This is a genomic window from Pseudactinotalea suaedae, from assembly GCF_009733815.1.
GTDB classification, from domain to species: domain Bacteria; phylum Actinomycetota; class Actinomycetes; order Actinomycetales; family Beutenbergiaceae; genus Pseudactinotalea; species Pseudactinotalea suaedae.
In genome coordinates, this window is the sequence record NZ_WNXY01000009.1 from 286,820 (window position 1) to 308,307 (window position 21,488).

Annotated in this window: 21 protein-coding genes; 8 read left to right on the forward strand and 13 right to left on the reverse strand. The window is 73.0% G+C overall.

All coding sequences use genetic code 11. The annotated features are described in order from the left end of the window. Positions 1-160 precede the first annotated feature (160 nt). Both GPA04_RS16130 and GPA04_RS16135 read right to left on the reverse strand, forming a co-directional pair. Positions 161-418, reverse strand: a complete 258-nt coding sequence (locus tag GPA04_RS16130) for an SHOCT domain-containing protein (protein ID WP_241680852.1) — start codon at positions 416-418, stop codon at positions 161-163. Positions 419-537: 119 nt separating this feature from the next. Then, positions 538-1,092, reverse strand: a complete 555-nt coding sequence (locus tag GPA04_RS16135) for a hypothetical protein (protein ID WP_170299366.1) — start codon at positions 1,090-1,092, stop codon at positions 538-540. Positions 1,093-1,225: 133 nt separating this feature from the next. Between GPA04_RS16135 and GPA04_RS16140 the strand changes: the two genes are divergently transcribed. Further along, positions 1,226-2,389 (forward strand): sensor histidine kinase, encoded by a 1,164-nt coding sequence (locus tag GPA04_RS16140; RefSeq protein WP_162458640.1) that lies wholly within the window; start codon positions 1,226-1,228, stop codon positions 2,387-2,389. Then, entirely contained in the window at positions 2,386-3,039 is a 654-nt protein-coding gene (locus tag GPA04_RS16145; RefSeq protein ID WP_156225208.1) for a response regulator, read from the forward strand. The genes GPA04_RS16140 and GPA04_RS16145 overlap by 4 nt, the downstream gene beginning before the upstream one ends. 67 nt (positions 3,040-3,106) lie before the next feature. Here the strand turns inward: GPA04_RS16145 and GPA04_RS16150 are convergent, their stop codons facing one another. Then, entirely contained in the window at positions 3,107-6,109 is a 3,003-nt protein-coding gene (locus GPA04_RS16150) for a glycoside hydrolase family 2 TIM barrel-domain containing protein (RefSeq protein WP_156225209.1), read from the reverse strand. A gap of 123 nt (positions 6,110-6,232) precedes the next feature. Here GPA04_RS16150 and GPA04_RS16155 point away from each other — a divergent pair, with 123 nt between their 5' ends. The 3 genes from GPA04_RS16155 to GPA04_RS16165 all read left to right on the forward strand — a co-directional run bounded on the left by GPA04_RS16155 (position 6,233) and on the right by GPA04_RS16165 (position 8,233). After that, positions 6,233-7,513: an amidohydrolase gene (locus tag GPA04_RS16155; protein ID WP_156225210.1), complete on the forward strand. Its 1,281-nt coding sequence runs from the start codon at positions 6,233-6,235 to the stop codon at positions 7,511-7,513. 107 nt (positions 7,514-7,620) lie between these two features. Next, complete coding sequence (locus GPA04_RS16160; protein ID WP_206674251.1) at positions 7,621-7,803, forward strand: hypothetical protein; 183 nt, start codon at positions 7,621-7,623, stop codon at positions 7,801-7,803. Between the two features lie 25 nt (positions 7,804-7,828). Beyond that, positions 7,829-8,233 carry an NUDIX hydrolase gene (locus GPA04_RS16165; protein WP_156225211.1) on the forward strand — a complete coding sequence of 135 codons (405 nt, stop codon included), beginning with the start codon at positions 7,829-7,831 and terminating at the stop codon, positions 8,231-8,233. 166 nt (positions 8,234-8,399) lie between these two features. On the opposite strand, the gene GPA04_RS16170 is transcribed toward GPA04_RS16165, so the two are convergent. The 10 genes from GPA04_RS16170 to GPA04_RS16215 all read right to left on the reverse strand — a co-directional run bounded on the left by GPA04_RS16170 (position 8,400) and on the right by GPA04_RS16215 (position 17,888). Then, positions 8,400-8,978: a TIGR03086 family metal-binding protein gene (locus GPA04_RS16170; RefSeq protein ID WP_156225212.1), complete on the reverse strand. Its 579-nt coding sequence runs from the start codon at positions 8,976-8,978 to the stop codon at positions 8,400-8,402. Beyond that, positions 8,978-9,460 (reverse strand): SRPBCC family protein, encoded by a 483-nt coding sequence (locus GPA04_RS16175; protein ID WP_156225213.1) that lies wholly within the window; start codon positions 9,458-9,460, stop codon positions 8,978-8,980. Before GPA04_RS16175 ends, GPA04_RS16170 begins: the two co-directional genes overlap by 1 nt. Next, the gene (locus tag GPA04_RS16180; RefSeq protein WP_156225214.1) at positions 9,457-9,810 is read right to left on the reverse strand and encodes an ArsR/SmtB family transcription factor; all 354 of its coding nucleotides are present in this window, start codon (positions 9,808-9,810) and stop codon (positions 9,457-9,459) included. The genes GPA04_RS16175 and GPA04_RS16180 overlap by 4 nt, the downstream gene beginning before the upstream one ends. 89 nt (positions 9,811-9,899) lie before the next feature. Then, the gene (locus tag GPA04_RS16185; protein WP_156225215.1) at positions 9,900-11,366 is read right to left on the reverse strand and encodes an NAD(P)(+) transhydrogenase (Re/Si-specific) subunit beta; all 1,467 of its coding nucleotides are present in this window, start codon (positions 11,364-11,366) and stop codon (positions 9,900-9,902) included. Continuing rightward, positions 11,363-11,650, reverse strand: coding sequence for an NAD(P) transhydrogenase subunit alpha part 2 (locus GPA04_RS16190; protein ID WP_156225216.1), 288 nt, complete (start codon positions 11,648-11,650; stop codon positions 11,363-11,365). Before GPA04_RS16190 ends, GPA04_RS16185 begins: the two co-directional genes overlap by 4 nt. Further along, entirely contained in the window at positions 11,650-12,786 is a 1,137-nt protein-coding gene (locus tag GPA04_RS16195; RefSeq protein ID WP_156225217.1) for a Rossmann-fold NAD(P)-binding domain-containing protein, read from the reverse strand. Before GPA04_RS16195 ends, GPA04_RS16190 begins: the two co-directional genes overlap by 1 nt. A gap of 92 nt (positions 12,787-12,878) precedes the next feature. Further along, a complete protein-coding gene (locus GPA04_RS16200) occupies positions 12,879-13,955 on the reverse strand; it encodes a Gfo/Idh/MocA family protein (protein WP_156225218.1) in 1,077 nt (358 codons plus the stop codon). A 30-nt stretch (positions 13,956-13,985) separates the two neighbouring features. After that, a complete protein-coding gene (locus GPA04_RS16205; RefSeq protein WP_206674252.1) occupies positions 13,986-14,990 on the reverse strand; it encodes a LacI family DNA-binding transcriptional regulator in 1,005 nt (334 codons plus the stop codon). A gap of 64 nt (positions 14,991-15,054) precedes the next feature. Next, complete coding sequence (locus GPA04_RS16210) at positions 15,055-16,380, reverse strand: ABC transporter substrate-binding protein (RefSeq protein WP_156225219.1); 1,326 nt, start codon at positions 16,378-16,380, stop codon at positions 15,055-15,057. Next, positions 16,377-17,888, reverse strand: a complete 1,512-nt coding sequence (locus GPA04_RS16215) for a sulfatase-like hydrolase/transferase (protein ID WP_156225220.1) — start codon at positions 17,886-17,888, stop codon at positions 16,377-16,379. Before GPA04_RS16215 ends, GPA04_RS16210 begins: the two co-directional genes overlap by 4 nt. A 139-nt stretch (positions 17,889-18,027) precedes the next feature. On the opposite strand from GPA04_RS16215, the gene GPA04_RS16220 reads away from it, so the two are divergent. From GPA04_RS16220 to GPA04_RS16230, 3 genes are all read left to right on the forward strand, one after another. Beyond that, positions 18,028-18,174: a hypothetical protein gene (locus GPA04_RS16220; protein WP_156225221.1), complete on the forward strand. Its 147-nt coding sequence runs from the start codon at positions 18,028-18,030 to the stop codon at positions 18,172-18,174. Between the two features lie 135 nt (positions 18,175-18,309). Continuing rightward, positions 18,310-20,736, forward strand: a complete 2,427-nt coding sequence (locus GPA04_RS16225; RefSeq protein ID WP_156225222.1) for an alpha/beta hydrolase — start codon at positions 18,310-18,312, stop codon at positions 20,734-20,736. Continuing rightward, positions 20,720-21,478, forward strand: coding sequence for a class I SAM-dependent methyltransferase (locus GPA04_RS16230; RefSeq protein ID WP_156225223.1), 759 nt, complete (start codon positions 20,720-20,722; stop codon positions 21,476-21,478). The genes GPA04_RS16225 and GPA04_RS16230 overlap by 17 nt, the downstream gene beginning before the upstream one ends. Positions 21,479-21,488: the final 10 nt, after the last annotated feature.

A 21,488-nucleotide genomic window follows, 5' to 3' on the forward strand; every position in this document is an offset into this window, starting at 1 on the left:
CGCCGCCGCACGGGTGCGCTGCCGGGTGGCCGCGCCGGCGACCGGGGGTCCTCCCCCGGGTGCCAGCAGCGGTCGGGCGCGATCTCCCGTCCGACGGCGCGCACGAGCAGGCCGGCCGGTTCCCGAGGAACCGACCGGCCGCCGTCGTGCCGTGTGCGAGCTAGGGCTTGGCTCGCAGCTCGGCGAGCCGGGCGCGATAGTCCTCGACCGTGATCTCGCCCTGGGCGAACCGCTCGGCGAGCACGCGCTCGCCGGCGCGGGTGCCCGCGAGGGCATCGCGACGCCGCCGGCCGAGGACGACCGCGGCGATCACGCCGCCGAACGCCAGCAGCCACAGCAGCGGGAACAGCAGGAACGGGCCAGGTCCGGCGCCGTACCGCCACGGTCCGTCGGCCAGGACCTCTCCGAGCATCTCCATGAGTCTCTCCTTCGTGTGGGGGGGTACCCCTTCAGCCTCGGTCCGGGGCAGCCGCGCGACATCCGCCCGGGCGCGTGACCTGGGCTACGCCCACCGACGTAGGGCGGCGGCCGGCCGGTTCAGGTTTGCGAGGCCTGTCGCAGCCGGCCCCACGGCTTGGTGACGGCCAGCACCACCGCGAGGACGAGCATCGTGAGCGACACGGCGGGAGGGAACACCAGGAACGACAGGTCCGCACCGGTGCGGCCCTGCGCGGCCAGCTCCGCACCGGCCGCGCCCACATCGGCCATGCCCGGTCGCAGCAGCACCAGGATCAGCACCACCAGCAGCACGTTCATCGCGAGCTTGACGGCGACCCACCAATAGCGCACGAGACCCCACCTCGTGCCGAGACCCAGCAGCACACCGCTGACCAGCGTCAGCAGCGCCGCCGTGGCCATCGGCACCACGACGAACGACGCGAGCGCCTGGTAGGCGAGACCGCGCAGGGCGGGGTCCGAGGCGAGCGCACCGACCCCGACCAGCACCGCGACCAGCACGTCGATGCCGATCCACGCGGACGCAGCGAGGATGTGCACCACCAGGACGAGGCTGCGGGCTCGGCGCCCCAGCCAGGCTCGCGCGGGGCGCGCGCCGGGTGAGCGTGTGGACGGCGGCTGGGTGTGAGTGGTCATGGGTCCACGGTCCCGGGGGCGTGCGCCGGTGTCGTCCGTCGCGGTGCGGCACCGCCGCTACGCCCGGTGACGTAGCCCGATCGCCGCCCGCGAACAGATGCCCGCGGCAGCGGCAGCCCCCAAGATGGTGGACGTGGACCACCGCTGGCAGCCCCGGGACGTGGTGCCGGCCGTGCTCGCAGGCGTGCTGCTCCCGTTCGCCGCCCACATGACACAGCGGTTCGGCTCCCGGTGGACCGGTGGTCCGGGATGGGGGCAAGGTCCCGAACGACTGCTCGACGCCGGGGGGATCGCCCTGGTGGTGGTGGCCGGCCTGGCGCTGCTGTGGCGACGTCGGTCCGCCCTGGTCGCGCTGGCGGTCGTCACCGCGGCGATCACCGCCTACCTATGGATCGGGTACCCCTACGGGCCGCCGATGCTGACCGTGCTGGTAGCGGTGTACTCGGTGGCCGCGCACCGACCGCTCCGGGTGTCGGCGATCGCCGCGGCCCTCGCGGGGCTGGTGCTGCTGAGCCATCTCCTCGCGCGTGACCCGGCCGATCTCGAGCCCAGCTCGGGGATCGCGCTGGCCTGGTTCGTCGTCGCGTTCACGATCGGCGTCGCCGTGCGCACCGTGCGCGACTCGCGCGCACGTGCACGTGAGGAGGCGCTGCGGCAGCACCTGGACAGCGAGCGGCTGAGCCTGTCCCGCGACGTCCACGACGTCGTGGGCCACGGCCTGGCGGCGATCAACATGCAGGCGAAGGTGGCGCTGCGCTCGGTCGACCGGAACGACGAGCACGGTCGCCGCCGTGTCCGCGAGTCGCTCGAAGCGATCAGCGCCAGCAGCGCCGCCGCCCTGGACGAGCTGCGTGCCGTGCTCGCGCGCATCCCCACCGACGGCGCCGACGCCGCCCCTCGGCGACCTGCCCCCGGGCTCGCGGACCTGCCGGCGCTCACGGCTCGGCTCGAGCGCACGGGGCTGCGCGTGCTCGTGCGCGAGGAGGGCGAGCCGGCGCCGCTGGCACCGGCTGCCGATCTCGCGGTGTACCGGGTCGCCCAGGAAGCCCTGACCAACGCGCTGCGACACGGCGACGCGAGCTCCGCCGTCGAGGTGGCGATCAGCCACGGGCCCCACGCCCTGGTGCTCGAGGTGAGCAACGGCGTCGAGCACCGTGCGACGCCCCACCCGGTCGGCGGCATGGGGATCCCCGGCATGCGTGACCGGGTCGCGGCGGCGGGCGGCACGCTCGACGTCGATCCCGGCCCGCCACGGTTCGTGGTGCGGGCGAGGTTCCCGACGAAGGAGGGCCCATGATCTCGGTGCTCGTCGCCGACGACCAGGACATCGTGCGCCGCGGGCTGCGCGCCCTGATCGAGGACGAGGACGATCTCGACCTGGTCGGCGAGGCGGCCGACGGGCGCGACGCCGTCGCGCTCGCCCGCCGCCACCGCCCCGACGTGGTGCTGATGGACATCCGGATGCCGGGCGTCGACGGGCTGGAGGCGACCCGCCGCATCGGAGCCACGGCCGAGCTGGCGCACACCCGCGTCATCGTGCTCACGACGTTCGAGACCGACACCTACGTGCTCGACGCGCTGCGCTTCGGCGCGAGCGGGTTCCTGCTCAAGGACGCCGGGCCGGACGACATCCTCGCCGCGATCCGGCTCGTCCACGAGGGGCAGGCGCTGCTCTCGCCCTCGGTCACGCGCCGCGTCGTGCGCGAGCTGCTGCAGGCACGCTCGCGCGTGCTGCGACCGCACCCGCAGCTCGGCGACCTGACGGCGCGCGAGCGGGAGGTGGTCGGGCTCGTCGGGCGCGGCATGTCGAACGACGAGATCGCCGCGGAGCTGGTGCTCAGCCCCGCCACCGCCCGCACCCACGTGAGCCGGGCGATGATCAAGCTGGGCGCGCGCGACCGCGCCCAGCTCGTGGTGTTCGCCTACCAGTCGGGCCTGGTGGACTGACCCGGCCGTTGCGTCATACGTCCCGAGCAGGTGCTCCCTCCCGACGTATGACGCAACGGGGCGTGGGTCATCCCACGCGCAGTCGCACCTGCATGCTCGCGGGTGCCGGGTTCAGCGTCGCGTTCGGCAGCACGCCCGGGCCGCACGCGGCCGAGCCGACACCGTGCTGGGCGATGTCGACGTGCAGCCACAGCGCGCCGTCCGGCGTGAGCTCGTGCGGGTGGGCCGCGGCTGCCAGCGCCTGGTCCGACCAGGGCCGGGCCGTGAGCTCGAAGCCCTCGAGGTCGTCGGCCCCGAGGATCACGTCACCGGCGCGCAGCTCCAGCGGTCCGCCCTCGAGCTCGAGCCGCGCCCGCGTGACGCCGCGGCGGGCGCCGTTCTCCTGCGGGTGCGTGTACGGCGTCTGGAGCTCCGCGACCGTGTGCTGGTAGCGACCGAACAGCACCGCCGTGGTCGAGTCGGCGTAGGACTCGCCAGGGCCCTGGCCGACCCACTCGACCGCCACGTCCGCGGCGTCGGGCTGCTCGAGCGCGAGCAGCCAGCCCAGCCGCGGCACCGGACCGGCCCAGCGCCCCTCGGGCACCAGGTCGAGAGTGAGCTCGACGACGGCGGGGTCGTCGGCGTCCGAGCGCCACGTGTAGCGGACGGCGAACCCGCAGTCGCTGGCCGCACCCGCGAGCCGTCCGGTCACCACGAGCGCGCCCTGGTCGGTCTCGACCGCTGCCTCGTCGAGCCGCTCGTGCAGCCTGCTCAGACCGGCGCGCTCCCACAGCGCGCCGTCCTGGCGACCGGGGCCGCCGTCGGCGCCGTCGTTGTCGGTCGGCGCGCGCCAGGCGTCGGCGCGCGAGGTGAGCACCTCGGTCTCGCCGAGGCTGACCAGCCGGCCTGCGCCGTCGAACCTGGCCGGCCCGACCTCGAACCCACCCTCGGTGGTCTCGATCGGTCCCGAGATCCGCTCCAGCGGTGCCCGGCTCTGGATCTGGATCTGTCCGGCGCCCAGCTCGGCGGGGGCGTGCTCGCCGGTCTCGAGGTTGCGGGCGCGCACGACCCACCAGACCTCGGCGCCCGGGTCGACCTCGGGCATCTCGATGCCGGCGGCCTCCAGCGTGAGCAGCGCGGACTCGCCGGGCTCCAGCACCCCGACGGCCTCGTCGAGCGAGCCCTCGGCCACGACCTCGCCGTCGGCGCTCAGGGTCCAGTCGAGGCGGACGTGCTCGGTGCTGCGGAACGCGTACCGGTTGCGGATCTCCAGGGTGCCGAAGTCGCTCTCGAGCACGTCGCCGGCGTCCTCGATGCGGACCGGCGCGTAGACCGCCGCCATCTCGAGCATGCCGGGCGAGGGGGTCCGGTCGGGCAGCAGCAGACCGTCGGCGATGAACGTGCCGTCGTGCAGCTCCTCGCCGAAGTCGCCGCCGTAGCCGTAGAACTCCACGCCGTCGGAGCTCCGCGTGAGGATGCCGTGGTCGATCCACTCCCAGACGAACCCACCCATCAGCCGCGGGTAGATCTCGAACGCGTCGTCGTAGTCGCTGAAGCCACCGGGGCCGTTGCCCATGGCGTGCACGTACTCGCACTGGATGAAGGGCAGGTTGCGGCGCCGGGTGTCGACCTCGCCGTCGATCGTGTCGTCGGCCTGACCCCGCTGAAGCGCCCGGTCCTCGCCGCGGCCGATCTGCAGCGTCTCCTCGGTGGAGGCGTACATCCGCGAGTAGACGTCGGTGTGCTCACAGGTCCAGTCGCCCTCGTAGTGCAGCGGGCGGCTGTCGTCGAGCTCACGGATCGCGGCGGCCATCTCTCCGAGGTTGGAGCCGGTTCCGGCCTCGTTGCCGAGCGACCACATGATGATGCTCGGGTGGTGGGCGTCGCGGCGCACCATCCGCTGCACGCGGTCGACCAGCACGTCCCGCCACGCGGGCGAGTCCGTGGGGTTGTCGCGCCAGCCGGCGGGCTCGAACCCGTGGGTCTCGAGGTCGTTCTCGTCGATGACGTACAGCCCGTGCTGGTCGCACAGGTCGAGGAAGTGCGGGTGCGGCGGGTAGTGGCTGGTGCGCACGGCGTTGACGTGGTGCGCCTTCATCAGCAGCACGTCCGCCAGCATCGTCTCGGGCGTGACCGCGCGACCGCGGGTGGGCTCGAACTCGTGCCGGTTGACGCCGTACAGCTTGACCGGCTCGCCGTTGACCTTGAACGTCGCGTCCTCGATCGTGATCGTCCGGAACCCGACCTGGAGCGTGACGCTCTCGCCGCCGGTGGCGATCGTCGCCTCGTACAGGCGCGGCACCTCCGCGCTCCAGGGCTCGACGGCGGTGCTCACCTCCTTGCCCGCGCTCACCTCGATGCCGAGCTCGGGGATGGTGACGGTGGCGCCGGCGGGGTCGGAGGTGCGGACCTGCACGGCCAGCGTGCCCTCGCCGGTGGTGTGGTCGTAGGAGGCGTTGACCTCGACGTGCTCGATGCCGCCCTCGGGGCGGTGCAGCAGCGTGACGTCGCGGAAGATCCCCGAGAGCCACCACTGGTCCTGGTCCTCGACGTAGGTGAAGGCCGACCACTGCGTCACGCGCACCGCGAGCAGGTTCTCGCCGGCGCTCACGTGCTCGGTGAGGTCGATCTCGGTGGGGAGCCGCGAGCCGTGCGAGGTCGCCACGGGCACGCCGTTGACCGACACCTCGAACCAGGAGTCGACACCTTCGAAGCGCAGCACGACCCGGCCCTGCTCCAGCCAGTCGGCGGGCACGTCGACGGTGCGGCGGTACTCGCCGGTCGGGTTCTCCCGCGGCACCCGGGGCGGGTCCAGCGGGATCGGGAACAGCACGTTCGTGTACGCGGGCTTGCCGTACGGCCAGGCGTCCGGCGCGCCCGCGAGCTGCCAGTGGCCCGGCACGGACAGCGTGTCCCAGCCCTCCCCGGCGTCGGTCGCGTCCGCGCCGGTGGTGGCCTCGGGGAACAGGCGGAACCGCCAGTCGCCGTCGAGGGTGAGCGAGGCCGACGAGGCGGCTCCTGCGGGTGGCCGGAATCGCGGCTCCCGCACCCCGGAAGGAACGACGACGTCGGTGTGGGTGGGGCGGGACATCAATTCTCCTGAGCCTCAGACAAAGTGCCGTTGCCAGCGTAGTGGTGCACCCGGAGCGGGCAGGCCACACGTTCAGCAGGCGAGCGCCGGAAGTCGGTGGCTGCGGTGCCCTACGGTTGCTGCATGACGCCCCCCACGCGTGAGGCGGTCGACGCGGTGCTGGCAGGGTTGCCGGCGCTCGACTGGCTCGAGGACACCTACACCGACTTCCACGCTCACCCCGAGCTGTCGCACGGCGAGACGCGCAGCGCCGCGATCTGCGCCGCCAAGCTCCGCGCCCTCGGGTACGAGGTGACCGAGCAGCTGGGTGGCACCGGCGTCGTCGGCGTGCTGCGCAACGATGCCGCCGACGGCGCTTCCGGACCTGTGGTGATGTTCCGGGCCGACATGGACGGGCTGCCGGTGCGCGAGGAGACCGGGCTGCCGTACGCCTCGACGGACACCGGCACCGACCGCGACGGCCTCGAGCACCCCACCATGCACGCGTGCGGTCACGACTTCCACATGACCTGGCTGCTCGCTGCGGCCGAGCTGCTCGCGGCGGGTCGTGAGCACTGGTCCGGCACCTTCGTCGCGCTGTTCCAGCCGGCCGAGGAGACGGGCGACGGCGCCCTGGCCATGGTCGAGGACGGTCTCGTCGAGCGCGTGCCCCGGCCGGAGGTGGTGCTCGGTCAGCACGTCGGGCCGGCGCGTGCCGGCAGCCTGCACCTGCGCCCCGGTCCGACGATGTCGCGGTCGGAGAACATCAAGGTGGTGGTGCACGGCAAGGGCGGGCACGGCTCGATGCCGCACTACACGATCGACCCGGTCGTGGTGGCGTCGGCGATCGTGATGAACCTGCAGACCGTCGTGTCCCGCACGCTGTCGGGCTCGGAGTTCGGTGTCGTGACGGTGGGCCTGCTGCACGCCGGGACCAAGGCGAACATCATCCCCGCGACCGCCGAGCTCCACCTCAACATCCGTTCCTACGACGACGAGGTGCACGCCCGGATCGTCGCCGCCATCACCCGGATCGTGAACGGTCAGGCAGCGGCGGCCGGGTGCCCGAGCGAGCCGGAGCTCACCTTCTACGACCAGGTCCCGCTGACCGACAACGACCCCGAGGTCATCGGCCGGGTGCGTGCAGCCCTCGAGGCCGTGGGCGAGGAGGTCGTCGACGGCGAGAAGATCACCGGCAGCGAGGACTTCTCGTGGCTCCCCCGCGCCTGGGGGGTGCCCTACGCGTACTGGTTCGTGGGCGGCTGGGACCAGGCGTCCTACGACGCGCTGGAGGCGCAGGGTCGGCTGCTGGAGGTGCCCAGCAACCACTCCCCATTCTTCGGACCGGCGATCGACCCGACGCTGCGGACCGGGGTGCGCTCCGCCGTCACCTCCACGCTCGCGTTCCTCGGGCCGCGCGCGTGAGCACCCCACGACGTTCTGCTCCTCCGCTCCGCTCCTCCGCACAACGTCGCGAGGACCCCGTGACCGAGCTGCCGCCCGGGCTCGCCGAGGACCCGTTCTAGCACCGCGTGACCCGCTCCGGCCAGGTGCGGGTCAGCCGCGGCGGCCGGGAGATCGTGGTGGTGGGCGGCCGCGACGCCGAGCGCCTCGCCGCCCGGCTCGCCGGCGCCGACGAGCTGCAGACCCAGCACCTGCTGGCGCGCGCGACCGGCAACTACCGCCGCGGCAACGAGAAGCGGCCGCACCGCTGACCGGACGCTAGGGCAGACTGTCCCGATGCTGCTGAGGGTCGCTGCGTACGCCGTCGTCGTCGAGCAGGACCGGTTGCTGCTGGCGCACTGGAACGAGTACGGCATGCAGGGCTGGACGCTGCCGGGCGGGGGCATCGAGGCGGGCGAGGACCCGGCTGACGCCGCGGTGCGCGAGGTCCGCGAGGAGACCGGCTACGACGTCGAGCTCGACGAGCTGCTGGGGATCGACTCGCTGGTGGCCACCCGCGCCGACGGCCGCGACCAGCACGGCCTGCGGATCATCTACCGCGCCCACGTGGTGGGCGGCCACCTGACCGACGAGGCCGACGGGTCCACCGACGAGGCCGCCTGGATCTCCCTCCCCGAGGTCGACTCGCTCGACCGGGTGAGCCTCGTCGACGCCGGACGGCGGCTGGCCGGGCTGGTCTGAGCGCCCGGCCAGGCGCTCGGGGCGCCGGCCATGACCGCCACCCAGCGGTGAAGGCTCGCTGCTCGCGCTGATCGCGGATACATCTGCTCTCCCTCCGATGATCATCAGGAGCCGGCCGCCGGTCCGGTGATACGCCGTCGAGCCGGGCCGGTAGCAGCGGGCGGGGTCAGGCAGTCGGCGGGCGCCAGGCCGGGTCGCGGCCGATGAAGCCCATCAGCCTGGTCTGCGGGTCGGCGTGCGCGGGCACCGGGACCGCGGGTCCGTACTGGCCGGAGCCGCGCATCACCTCCTCCATCCCCACCATGCCCTCGAGCAGCTGGGTGCAGTACGTGGCGTCCAGCTCGACGTCGATGCCGGCGGACCGGGCGAGGTCCCAGGTGTGCATGACCACGTCGGCCGTGTAGAACGCGTCGATGGTCGCAGCCAGCGACTGCGGCGGCACATGGGGGTGCTCGAAGGTGCGCCCCGCCCTCGCCGGGTCGTCGAGCAGCTCCTGCACCGCGGCGGTGTGCGCCTCCCATGCCCGCACGGGATCGGGTTCGACGGGCGGCACCGGCGGGAGCGAGACGCCACCGCCGGCGAGGAACCCGGGGAACCAGGTGACGAGGTGATCCACGACGTCGCGGGCCCGCCACTGCGGCACGGGCGTCGGGGCGTCCCAGTCGGCGACCTGCCGGACCACCTGCGTGAGTCCGGCGGCCGCCGAGCGGTGCCGCTCGCCCGGTGCGAGATCGGCGAGGGACATCAGGCCGTGGTCTCCTCGAGCAGGGCGTCGAGCTTGGCGTAGCCCTCGTTGACGCCGACGTCCATGCCGGAGCTGAGCATGCCGTCACGTCCCTCGAAGGAGTCGCACAGCGACTGCGCGTGCAGCCGTGTGCAGCCGTTGCCCAGGTCCTCGAAGGTCAGCGTCTCGAGTGCCACGGCTTCCGGGAAGCCCTCGAAGGCGAAGGTCTGCACGATCTTGTTCTCGCTGACCTCGTGGAAGCAGCCTCGGAAGCCGTACTCCTCGCCGTCGCGCCGTGCGACGTAACGCCACTCGCCGCCGTCGCGGGCGTCCCAGGCCAGGATCTCGGTGTCCATCCCGTTGGGGCCCACCCACCGCGCGAACAGTGCGGGGTCGGTGTGCGCCTTGAGGAGTTGGGCCGGCGTGGCCTTGAAGTCGCGCGTCATGCGGACCGCCGGCACTGTCGGGTCGGCCTCGATGGTGGTCTCGGTGATGGTGGTCATGATGCTTGTCCCTTCTCGTTCTCTTCGTTCTCTTTGGTGAGCTCCGCCAGGACGGCGTCCAGGCGCTGGTAGCGCTGCTCGGCCTCACGCCGGTAGCGCTCGATCCATCTGGTCATGAGGTCGAACACCTCCGCTTCCAGGTGCACCGGGCGGCGTTGTGCCTCCTTGGTCTTCGTGACCAGGCCGGCGTCCTCCAGCACCCGCAGGTGCTTGGAGATCGCCTGCACGCTCACCTCGTACGGCTCGGCGATCTGCGTGACGGTCGCGTCACCGGCGCTCAGCCGGGCGACGATGTCGCGTCGCGTCGGGTCCGCCAGTGCCGCGAAGACCTTGGACAGCTCGTCCGCCATGTGCTCCTCCTCAACCAAGTGGTTGAGAAGAACGGTAGAGCGCTGCACGCCGCTTGTCAACCATCTGGTTGAGAAGCCGTGGGCCGGAGTCAGGCGGTCTTCAGCGCGGCGAGCACCTCGGCGAGGGAGGCCTTCGCGTCGCCGAACAGCACCTGGGTCTTGGCGGCGAACAGCAGCGCGTTCTCGATGCCCGCGAAGCCGGGGCGCATCGAACGCTTGAGGAAGATCACCTGCCCGGCGGCGTCGGCGTCGATGATCGGCATCCCGTAGATCGGAGCCGTGGGATCGGTGCGGGCAGCGGGGTTGACGACGTCGTTGGCACCGACCACCACGACGACGTCGGTCGCCGGCATCGTCGGGTTGACGTCGCTGGCCTCGACGAGCAGGTCGTACGGCACGTTCGCCTCGGCGAGGAGCACGTTCATGTGACCGGGCATCCGGCCCGCCACCGGGTGGATGCCGTAGACGACGTCGACGCCCCGCGCGCGGAGCGCCTCGACGAGCTCGGCGACCGTGTGCTGAGCCTGTGCGACGGCGAGCCCGTAACCCGGCACCACGACGACGCGCCGGGCGTAGGCGAGGGTGACGGCGACGTCGCCCGCGGTCGCGCTGCGGACCGGGCGGTCCGAGGCCTGCGTCGATCCCGCCGTCGAGCTGCCTCGCAGGGCGCCGAAGAGGATGCCGACGACCGGGCGTCCCATGCCCTTCGCCATGGCGAGCGTGAGGATGGTGCCGGAGGCACCGACCAGCGCGCCCGCCACCAGCAGCAGGACGTTGCCGAGGGCCCAGCCCGTCGCGGCCACCGCCAGTCCCGTGAACGCGTTGAGCAGCGAGATCACGATCGGCACGTCGGCGCCGCCGACCGGAAGGACCAGCAGCACCCCGAGGAAGGCGGCGATGACGAGGAGCCAGACCGCCAGCGAGACGCTTCCGCCGACCACGACCGCCCAGCCCGTCGCCACCGTCGTCAGCACCGCGATGCCCATGATCACGGGGGCGCCGGGCAGCACCAGGGGTCGTGCCGTCATCCACCCTTGCAGCTTGAGGAACGTCACGACCGAACCGGCGAACGAGATGGCGCCGACAGCGATGCCGAGCACGATGGCGACCAGCGCCGGGACCGGGCTCGGGATCGATGGGTCGATGTAGTCCGTCAGGGCTGCGTCCTCCGGCAGGATCTCGACCCAGAGATAGGTGCCTTCGGGGAGGGGCGTCGGCAGAGCGAGCTCGACGATGCCGATCAGCGCGGCCGCACCGCCACCGACGCCGTTCAGCAACGCCACGAGCTGCGGCATCGCGGTGATCTTGACCCGCCGCGCCGCGGGCACGGCCACCACGGCCCCGACCGCCATGGTGACCAGCACGATCGTCAGGTTCGCGCCGGCGAAGTCCGTCGATGTCAGCACGACGAGGACCGCGAGCAGCGCGCCGAGCGCCCCGAGCGCGTTGCCGCGGCGCGCGGTCGAGGGCGCGGACAGACCCTTGAGGGAGAGGATGAGCAGCACGGCGGCGACGAGGTACCCGATCTCCGCGGCCGGGGCGCCGAGCACGTTCACTCGCCGCCCCGCTTGCCCCTGAACATCTCCAGCATCCTGTCGGTGACGACGAAGCCGCCCACCAGGTTGATCGTCGCCAGCAGCACAGCGAGCGTCCCGACGGCGATCAGCAGCGGCTGCTCGGCTCGCGCGGTGAGCGCGATCGCCCCCACCAGCACGATCCCGTGGATGGCGTTCGCGCCCGACATCAGCGGCGTGTGCAGCCGCGAGGCCACCTTCGAGACCACCTCGACGCCGACGAACCCGGCGAGCACCAGCAACGTCACGGTCGTCACGGCGTCCATCAGCGCGCCCCCTCCGGCTCCAGGCGCACGAGGAGCCCCGCGAGCAGGTCGTCCTCGGGGTCGATCACCAGCTGCGGCGCACCGCCGGGACCGGTGGCCGTGAGCAGCTCGACGACGTTGCTCACGTTCTTCGCGTACAGCCGGGAGGCGTCGGTGGGAAGGTCACCGGCGGCGTCGCCCAGGCCGACCACCACGACCTCGCCCCCGCCCCGCACCGACGGCACCCGCACGTCCGCACCCGGCACCGAACCCTCGACGTTGCCACCGGTGCCCGCAGCCAGGTCGACGACGACCGATCCCGGGCGCATCGCCGCGACCATGTCGGTGGTGACCAGCCGCGGCGCGGGCCGCCCCGGCACCGCGGCGGTCGTGATCAGCACGTCGGCCTCGGCGATGTGCGGCGCGATCACCTGCTGCTGGGCCTGCGCGGCGGAGGCTTCGAGCGACCGGGCGTAGCCGCCCGCAGCCTCGGCGGAACCGACGCCGGCGTCGATGAAGGTGGCGCCGACCGAACGCACCTCCTCGGCGGAGTCGGGCCGGATGTCGTTCGCCGCGACCGACGCGCCGAGACGCCGGGCGGTCGCGATCGCCTGCAGCCCGGCGACGCCGACCCCGAGCACGACGACCTTCGCGGGCGGCACCGTCCCGGCCGCGGTCATCGCCAGCGGGAAGAACCGGGGCAGCCGGATCGCGGCCTCGAGCACCGCTCGGTAGCCGGCGGCCAGCGCCTGGCTGGAGAGCACGTCCATCGTCTGCGCGCGCGAGGAGCGGGGCAGCTGCTCGAAGGCGAGCGGGACCACACCCGCGTCCGCCAGCGCGGCGCGGCGACCGCCGTCGGTCGCCCCTGCCATGCCGAGCGTGATCGTCCCCGGCCGCAGCGCCGCGACCCGCTCCGCGGGCAGCGGCACCACGTGCACGAGCAGGTCCAACTCGCGGAGCGCCGCCGCCAGCGGCGTGCCCTCGAGCACCTCGGCGCCGGCGGCTGCGTACTGCGCGTCGGCGTAGTGGGCCGACGTGCCGACGCCGGTCTGCACCACGACGCGATGGCCCAGCGCGGTGATCGCACGCGCCGCCTCGGGCGTGAGCGCCGCCCGCGTCTCCCCACCTGGTTCACGGAGGGCGACGACAGTGCTCACCGGCTCAACCTATCCAGCCGCCCCTGGTCGCCGCCGGCACACCGCGCGCCCACCCGACCGGCCGGCCCGAGCTGCGCCGCCGTGGTGATCACTCAGCCCCAGGGGTTGCCGCTCACGCGGACGTCAGCGCCCGTGCGCGCCGACTCGCCGATCGCGAGCCCGATCGCGTGGTCCTGGCACCCGTCGGCGAGCGGGTACGGCGCCGAGCCGTCGCCGCAGGCCCAACGGCCGGTCTCCTCGAGGATGCTCGCGACCGCGATGTCGTCATCGGACAGCCGGGTCCCCACCCACGGGTTGCGGAAGACGACCTCGCCGTCGAAGCTCGCGTGCACGACGTCGTTGCCCTCCAGGTTGAGATCGATCCCGGTGCGGCGGTACACGATCGGGGAGGTGACCGGGCCGTCGGCCGTGAGCCGGCGGACCGTCTCGTCGGCGATCTCCCCGAGCGAGCCGCGCACGAGGATCCGGCGTGAGAGCACCGGGTTCCACCACTGGTTGTCCACGAAGTCGTACAGGCCCATCCGGCCGTCGCCGAAGTCGATCGTCGCGATCGTGGTGCCGCGGGGGGTCGGCTCGGGGTTCTCGACCCAGCCGGCGGGCGTCAGCGGATCGACCATCGGTGCCTCGAAGCGGCGCGCGCTCACCACCGCCTCGGCCCCGGCGTCGGCGCCGAGGAAGGCGCGCACCATCGAGACCGCGTGATAGAGGTGCGTGGAGGCGACCTGCACCGCGTGCGGGGTACCGATCACGCCGCGGCGGACCACCTCGAGCCGGGCCGCGTGGCCGGGCATCAGCATGTACTGCTCGGCGACCTGCACCAGGCCCGAGGAGCCGACGTCGTGCCACAGTGAGCGCAGCCCCTCCAGGTTCGGCGCGGGCGGGGTCTCGACCAGCACCTTCACCCCGGCGGCGACGAGCTCGCGGGTGACCGCGGGCATCGCCTCCCACGTGACGGCCGCGGCGACGAACTCCGGCTGCAGCGCGAGGAGCTCCTCGACGGACTCGACCGTGGGCACACCCCAGGTCCTGCCGAGCTGCTCGCGGGCCTCCGCCCTGCGCGCCAGCACCCCGACCACCTCCAGCCGGTCCGGCGCAGCAGCGGCCATCCGCAGGAAGAACTCGGAGCGCCAACCGCTCCCGATCACGCCGAACCGCACCGGATTCCTCACACGCGTTCCTCTCGTCGAGCCGTTCTCGGGTCAGCCGGTGCTCTCGCGCACGACCAGCTGGAAGCCTGCCTGGATCTCGCGCGGCGGTCCCACCGTCGTGGTCTGCTGCCGTTCGAGGCTCTCGACGGCGGCCCGTGCGATCTCGTCGCGCGCGGACGCGATCGTGGTGAGGGTCGGGGTCGAGACCCGCCCGTAGGGGATGTCGTCGAACCCGACGACCGCGATGTCCTCGGGCACCCGGATGCCGCGCGTGGTCAGCTCACGGATCGCGCCGAGCGCCAGCCAGTCCGTGGCGCAGAACAGGCCGTCGGGCAGCTGCCCGGCACCGGCGTCGTCGAGCAGCGCGGCCATGGCAGCGGCGCCCTGCTCGCCGGTGTTGGACCTGACCGGTCGGACCCAGCCGGGTGAGACCGACAGCCCATGGGCACGGACGCCGTCGAGGAACCCGTCGCCGCGATCGGTCGAGGGCCCCTCCTGCGAGGCCCCGATCATGGCCAGCCGCGTGCGGCCGGTCTCGGCGAGATGGTCGACGGCGACCCTGCTCGCCGCCGTGTTGTCGATGCCCACGTGGTCGGCGATCCCGCGGTGCGGTCCTTCGCCGATCAGCACGAGCGGCGTGGTGTCGGAGCGGTCGCGGATCTCGTCGGCGCTGACGTGCAGGGGGTCGAAGATCACGCCGTCGAGCCGTTGCGGGAAGGCCCCGGACAGGATGCGCCGCTCGGCCGCCACGTCGCCGCGGGTCTGCACGATCAGCACGAACCAGCCGCGCGAGTCCGCGACGTCGAGCACGTGCATCGCCAGCGAGGCGAAGTAGGGCATGTCGAGCTGCGGCACGACGAGCGCGATCGTGCCCGCGCGCCCCAGCGCGAGGTTCCGCGCGGACAGGTTCGGGTGGTAGTCGAGCTCGTCGATCGCCGCCTGCACCCGCTCGCGCGTGGAGGCGCGGACGTTCGGCCGCTGGTGCATGACGTTGGTGACGGTCTTGATCGACACCCCGGCGCGCTCGGCGACCTCGCGGAGCGTGGCCCTCACCATGAGGGCGGCGAAGCGACGTCGGCCGGCACAGGTGAACCGTACCGACCGACGCCGGCTGGCGCGCTCAGCCCAGCGCCGCCTGCGCCTCGCTCATGAACGTCGCGGCCGCCGTGGCCGGGTCGGCCTGGCCGAACGCGACCGACTCGTTCGCGCGTGCGAACGAGCTGCCGATCTCCCCGTAACCGACCGGCCATGCGGGCGGCGGCGGGCCGACCAGCTCGGTCAGGTTCTCGACGTAGGCGATGGCACGACCGGGCGCCGACTCCGGGTCCGCACCGAGGGCCTCGCGCGCCGTCGGCGACGGCGGCACGCCCAGGGTCAGCCCGATCGCCTCGATGGCGCGGGGATCGTTGAGCAGGAAGTCGATGACCGAGGCCGCCTCCTCCGGCGCGGCCGTGGTGGCCGACACGCACCAGAAGTCGAGCGCCTTGATGAACAGGCCGGACAGGTCGCCGGCCGTCTTGGACGGCACGCTCACGACCTGCAGCTGCGAGGTCACGAGCGGCTGGTAGAACGTCACCTGCTGCACCCAGCCCCACTGCAACGGGCTCTGGCCCTTGCTGATGAGGGCGTTCTCGAACCCCTGCGTCTCCGCCGAGACGTCCCCGGGCGGCACCACGCCGGCGCCGCGGAGCCGGTCCCAGTAGGCGAGCCACGCCTCGACGACGTCGACCTCGAACGCGATCTCGCCCTCGGGCGTGAACAGGTCGCCGGTCTCCTGCCGCGCGTACACCTCGAAGGCCTGGAACGTGCCGCCGTTGTCGTTGCAGCCGTAGCTGCCGTCGGGCGAGGCGGCGGCGAAGGCGGTCGCGAGCTCCTCGAACTCCTCCCAGGTCCAGCCGTTCTCCGGCACGGCGAGCCCGGCGCCCTCGAGCAGGTCGGGATCGGCGAAGACCGCGTACACGATCGAGCTCTGGCCGACGCCGTAGGTGCCGCCGGCCACGTCGCCGCTGGCGGCGACGTCGGTGTCGAGGGCGGAGGCGTCGATCGAGCCGTCGGCGAGCAGGTCGCTCAGGTCGAGCAGCGCACCCCGGCTGGCGTAGTCGTCGAAGTACGTCATCGACATCCGGAACACGTCGGGAGAGTCGCCGCCCGCCGTCTGGGTGGCGAACCGGTCCCAGTAGTCGTCGAACGGCGCGAACTCGGTCGCCACCGAGACGTCGGCGTGGTCCACGCCGAACGCCTCGAGCGCGAGCGCCATGCCGTCGTGGACGGGCTGCCCGCCGTACCAGGCCACGCGCATGCCGGTGGAGCCGGTGCCCGAGCCCTCGTCGCCGCCGCTGGTGCCGCCGTCGCCGCCGGTGCCGCCACGGCTGCAGGCGCTCATCGCGCCCGCGGTGAGCAGGCCGATGCCCGCGGTGAGGAACGTGCGTCGTTGCAGGTCGTTCATGAGGTTTCCTTCGTGGAGGGGCGGGCAGCTGGCGCCCAGCGCCAGTTGTGGGGTGCGGTCTTGGGCACGTAGACGCCGCGGGGCAGGTCGTCGGCGACGCGGATCATCCAGCGGCTGAGCAGCAGGGTCAGCTCGGCGCGCACGCCGGCCAGCTCAGGCTGCTCGGCGAGGTTGTCGAGCTCGACGGGGTCGGTGCTGAGGTCGTACAGCTCGACGTGGCCGTCGACGTCGAGGGTCATCTTGTAGCGGCCGGCACGCACCATCCGGGTGCCACCGCTCATGGTCACGGTGTTGAGCTCGTCGATGCTGGCGCCGTCGTAGGAGAAGTGCAGCTCGGGGTGCTCGTCGTCGCGGTAGGGCACGCCGCCGTAGCCGAGCTCGGCGTAGATCGAGTCGAACTCGCCTGCGGGCGCGGCCTCGCCCTGCAGCAGCGGCACGAGGCTGCGGCCCTGAACGCCGTCGGGGATGGGCGCGCCGACCAGCTCGCACACGGTGGGGAGGACGTCGACGAGCGAGACCGGTTCGTCGAGCACCTGCCCCGGCTGCACACCGGGCCCGGTGATCTGGAACGGGACCCGCATCAGCACCTCGGGCATGCCGGCGCCCTTGCGCTGCATGCCGTACTCACCCACGAAGTCGCCGTGGTCGGCGACGAACAGGATCACGGTGTTCTCGGCGCGGTCACCGAGGTGGGCCAGCAGCCGGGCGACCTGGTCGTCGATGAGCCGGAGCATCCCGTAGTAGCTGGCGCGGTAGCGACGCCACTGCTCGTCGAAGCCGGGGCGTTTGGTCTCGAAGAGATCGCCCAGCCACCGGAACATCGGGCCCTTGGCGTCGCGCGCCTCGGGACCGGCCACCCGGTCGGGCACCTCGTTCTCGTCGAACATCTCGTAGTACGGCGACGGGACCTGGTAAGGGTTGTGCGGCTCCGGGAAGGAGACCCAGCAGAAGAACGGCCTGTCGCCGTCCGCCTCGGTCAGCTCGTCGATCACCTCGATCGCGCCGGAGGTGATCCGGTACGGGAGCTGCTGCTCGAGCGGGAACGGGGTGGGCTCGGCGCCGACACCGTGATCGAGCTCGGCGAGCCAGGCGTCGAACGCCTCGTCCTGCTCCGAGCCGGTCGGTCCGCCCTCGTGCCAGTACGGGCCGCGGGCGGCGTCGAAGTCCTCGAGCGGGCGGTGGATGTGCGGCTTGCCCGCGAACCCGAGGCCGTAGCCCTGCTCGCGGAGCACGTCGAGCAGGTCGCGGTCGAAGTAGGCGTGGGGCCCCGTGCTGTTCTGGCGGACGCGGTGCGCCGAGGGGAACCGGCCGGTCAGCATGCTCACACGGGCGGGGACGCACAGCGGCGACGGCGTGTAGCCGGCGCTGAAGATCGTGCCGGCCCGGCCGAGCGCGTCCATGCCGGGCATGGTGTCGAGGCCGAACCCGGTGGCACGGGTCAGGTCGGCGCGCTGCTGGTCGGTCATGACGATGAGCACGTTGGGCTTGGACTTCGACGGCGAAGGCACCGCCTCAGTGTGCCAGAAATTCTAGCGTTAGAATAGTGCCGTGGATCACTCCAGGTGACGCGCAGGTGAACAGCAGGTGACCAAGCGGGGCCGCGATCCGTAGACTCGCAGGCCCATCACCGGCCCAGCGAGGAGCGCCATGCGTCGGCACATCCGCGGCCTGCTCAGGCTGGTGGCGGCGACCACGCTGGCGGTCGCCGGGCTCGCGGTCGCCTTCGTGGTCGCCCCCGCTCAGGGCGCGCCGGAGCAGGCGCCGGCCGAGGTGGTTCAGGTCCGCACGCCCTGAGCGGCGCCGACTGCAGCACGCGCACCCCGTCCCAGCTCGCTGCTCGATCCCGACACCGCGCTCAGCGGCCCGGGAGTAGACTCGCTCGCATCGTGAGGTTGGAAACGTTTCCACCTTCGTTCGACGAGGAGCGACATGTCCCGGTACACACGCGTCTGGCTCAGCGCAGCCGCCGCCGTCATCATCGGCACGGTGGGCATGGCGCTCGCGCCGGCCACCCCCGCGCACGCAGCGACCGGAACGGTCTCCATCGAGGAGATGACGTCGGACGCCGTCGGGACGATCGACTACGCGATCTACCTGCCGCCCGGGTACGAGGACTCCGACGAGGCCTACCCCACGCTCTACCTCCTGCACGGGCGCGGCGACACGATGGCGGCGTGGCAGCACGTCAGCACCACGCTCGACACCCTCATCACCGACGGCGACGTCCCACCGATGATCGTCGTGATGCCGGACGCTCCCTGGAACGAGCGCGGCAGCTGGTACACCGACTCGGCCTACACCGGTGCCGCGGCGAGCGGACCCGGCGAACAGGTCGAGACCGCCATCACGCAGGACCTGGTCGCGCACGTCGACACCGCGTACCGCACGGTCCCCGAGCGCGAGGCGCGCGCTGTGGGCGGCTACTCGATGGGTGGCGCGGGCGCCGTCCGGATGGCACTCGCCCACCAGGACCTGTTCTCCGCCGGCCTGATCCTGAGCCCCGCGGTCTACGTGCCGCAGCCGCCGTCGGACTCCTCGGCACGTGACTACGGCGGCTACGGCGCCGGTGACGCGCTCTTCGACGAGGCCCGGTACACCGAGCTCTCGTACCCGACCGCGCTGGCCGAGCTCGATCCCGCGCTCCCGGTCCACCTGTTCATCGCCGTCGGCGACGACGAGTGGCCCAACCCCGACCCCGCCGACGCGATGCACGATCTCGACGTCGAGGCGCACCTGCTCTACATGCAGGCCCGCCGGGTCGCGGGCGTCACGGCCGAGCTGCGCGTCCTCGACGGCGGCCACGACTGGGACGTCTGGGACGCCGGCTTCGCGGAGGGCGTCGTCGACATCGGCGCTCGGCTGCGCACCTCGCCGCTGCCCGACTGGGAGGGTGAGCTGCTCGGCACCGCCGGCGACGACCGCGCCGGTGGTGTGCTCCCGATGCCCGACGGCGGCAGCGTCCTGGCCCTCAACGTCGCCGAGCCGTTCGGCGACGTCCCGCACGCGGGCGGGCTCGACGTGGTGGTCCAGCGCCGGGACGCCTCCGGCACCGTGCTGTGGTCCACTTCGCTCGCGACGCCGGCGAACGATCGCGCCTACGGCGTGGTCGCCGGCGCCGACGGCGGCGTGCTGGTCGCGGGGTACACCCGCGGCGACCTCGACGGCGCGCACCCCAGCGGCGCCTCCGACGACGCGTTCGTCGCGGCGATCGCCGCCGATGGCTCCGTGAGCTGGACGACACAGCTCGGTGACGCGTCGGCAGCCGACCGCTTCTACGCCGTCACCGCCGACGGCGCGGGCGGGGCATGGGCGGCGGGGTACACCAGCGGATCGGTGGCCACGCCGAGCGCGGGCGACAAGGACGCCCTGCTGGTGCAGGTGGCCGCCGACGGGACCGTCACGACGTCGGTGCAGCTCGGCGGGCCCGGGGAGGACAAGGGTCAGGCGGTCTCGCTGGCACCCGACGGTGGTGCCTATCTGGGCGGTGTCGCCGGAGCCGCCCTGCCAGGCGCGGCCGGCGCCGGCGGCCTGGACGGCTACGTCGCGCGGTACGCCGCCGACGGGTCGCAGGTCTGGCTGCAGCAGGTCGGTACCCCCGAGACCGATCAGTTCTGGGGCCTGGTGACCCGCGCGGACGACTCGGTGGTGGCGATCGGGCACACGCGGGGCGCGCTCGGCGCCGCAGCGCTCGGCGACCACGACGTGCTGGTGCAGGCGTTCTCCGCCGAGGGCTCGACGCTGTGGACCACCCAGACCGGGACGTCCACCGACGACCGCGGTATCGCCGGGGTGCTCGGTGCCGACGGGTCGGTCATGGTGGTCGGGACGACCTACGGCGCCCTCGGTGACCCGGTGGGCGGTGTGGACGTGTTCGCGCTGGCGGTCGGCCCGGACGGCGCCGTCGGTGCCGCCACCCAGCTCGGCTCGCTCGAGCGTGACGGCGCCGACGAGTGGGACGACCCGAACCTGTTCGCCGCGCCGGGTTCGGTGTGGATCACCGGGCTGACCTACGGCGCACCGACCGGCACCACGAACGCGGGCAGCGGCGACGTGTTCGTCAGCGTGCTGCCGTTCGAGGTCGCAGCACCGGGCGACGGCGAGCCCACCGATCCCGGGACGGGCGCGCCGGGCGACCCGGGCACCGACGCCCCGGGTGCCGGGGTCCCGCCCGCCGGCTCCGGCTCCGACGGCGGTCCGGTCACCGGTGGGGCCGGCGGGGGTGGGGCGCTGCCCGCCCTCGGTGCCGCGCTCCCGATCACCGCGCTGCTGGTGGCCTTCGGGCTCGTCGTGGTGGGAATGCTGATGCGGGCCGGGAGGCTGCATGGGCAAGATCCTGCCCATGCCGAGCACCGATGACCTCATCGCCGAAGCCGCGGCGGCCGACGTCGACGGCTGGGGCTTCGACCACCTGACCGGCCGAGCCACCGAGGAGCGCCCACCGTGGCGCTACTCCCGGCTGCTCGCCGAGGCGGTCGCCGCAGCCGGGGTGGCCATCGACCTCGACACCGGCGGCGGCGAGGTGCTCGCCGAGTGCGGCAGGCTCGCGCAGGAGCAGCACGTCACCGAGTCCTGGCCGCCCAACGCCGCTCGCGCCCGGGAGCTGCTCGGCCCTCGCGGCGTCCACGTGCACGAGATCGCACCCGGCGCCGCGATCCCGGCAGCCGACGGCACGGTCGACCTCGTGACCTCGCGGCACCCGGTGGCGCCGGACTGGCCGGAGATCGCCCGCGTCCTCGCGCCGGGCGGCAGCTACCTCGCGCAGCACGTCGGGCCCGCGTCCGCGTTCGAGCTCATCGAGTTCTTCACCGGCCCGACCACGCCGCAGCAGCGCCGTGGCCGCCACCCGGATGACGAGGCCGCCGCTGCCGAGCGGGCCGGGCTCGAGATCCTCGACCTCCAGAGGGCCAGGCTGCGGATGGAGTTCTTCGACGTCGGCGCCGTGGTGTGGATCCTGCGCAAGTGCGTGTGGTGGGTCCCCGACTTCGACGTCGACCGCTATCGCGACCGGCTGGTGGCGATGGCCGACCTGATCCGTCGGGACGGATCGTTCGTCGCCCACTCGACCAGACACCTGATCCGGGCGTCGAGAGCACGCTGAGCGGGTCGAC

Bases quoted from the DNA above. Each gene is read 5' to 3' on its own strand.
- GPA04_RS16135 (WP_170299366.1), bottom strand. From the start codon at position 1,092: ATGACCACTCACACCCAGCCGCCGTCCACACGCTCACCCGGCGCGCGC.
- GPA04_RS16155 (WP_156225210.1), top strand. From the start codon at position 6,233: ATGACGCCCCCCACGCGTGAGGCGGTCGACGCGGTGCTGGCAGGGTTG.
- GPA04_RS16165 (WP_156225211.1), top strand. From the start codon at position 7,829: ATGCTGCTGAGGGTCGCTGCGTACGCCGTCGTCGTCGAGCAGGACCGG.
- GPA04_RS16145 (WP_156225208.1), top strand. From the start codon at position 2,386: ATGATCTCGGTGCTCGTCGCCGACGACCAGGACATCGTGCGCCGCGGG.
- GPA04_RS16130 (WP_241680852.1), bottom strand. From the start codon at position 418: ATGGAGATGCTCGGAGAGGTCCTGGCCGACGGACCGTGGCGGTACGGC.
- GPA04_RS16175 (WP_156225213.1), bottom strand. From the start codon at position 9,460: ATGACCACCATCACCGAGACCACCATCGAGGCCGACCCGACAGTGCCG.
- GPA04_RS16210 (WP_156225219.1), bottom strand. From the start codon at position 16,380: ATGAACGACCTGCAACGACGCACGTTCCTCACCGCGGGCATCGGCCTG.
- GPA04_RS16170 (WP_156225212.1), bottom strand. From the start codon at position 8,978: ATGTCCCTCGCCGATCTCGCACCGGGCGAGCGGCACCGCTCGGCGGCC.
- GPA04_RS16220 (WP_156225221.1), top strand. From the start codon at position 18,028: ATGCGTCGGCACATCCGCGGCCTGCTCAGGCTGGTGGCGGCGACCACG.
- GPA04_RS16180 (WP_156225214.1), bottom strand. From the start codon at position 9,810: ATGGCGGACGAGCTGTCCAAGGTCTTCGCGGCACTGGCGGACCCGACG.
- GPA04_RS16150 (WP_156225209.1), bottom strand. From the start codon at position 6,109: ATGTCCCGCCCCACCCACACCGACGTCGTCGTTCCTTCCGGGGTGCGG.
- GPA04_RS16230 (WP_156225223.1), top strand. From the start codon at position 20,720: ATGCCGAGCACCGATGACCTCATCGCCGAAGCCGCGGCGGCCGACGTC.
- GPA04_RS16190 (WP_156225216.1), bottom strand. From the start codon at position 11,650: ATGGACGCCGTGACGACCGTGACGTTGCTGGTGCTCGCCGGGTTCGTC.
- GPA04_RS16205 (WP_206674252.1), bottom strand. From the start codon at position 14,990: ATGGTGAGGGCCACGCTCCGCGAGGTCGCCGAGCGCGCCGGGGTGTCG.
- GPA04_RS16225 (WP_156225222.1), top strand. From the start codon at position 18,310: ATGTCCCGGTACACACGCGTCTGGCTCAGCGCAGCCGCCGCCGTCATC.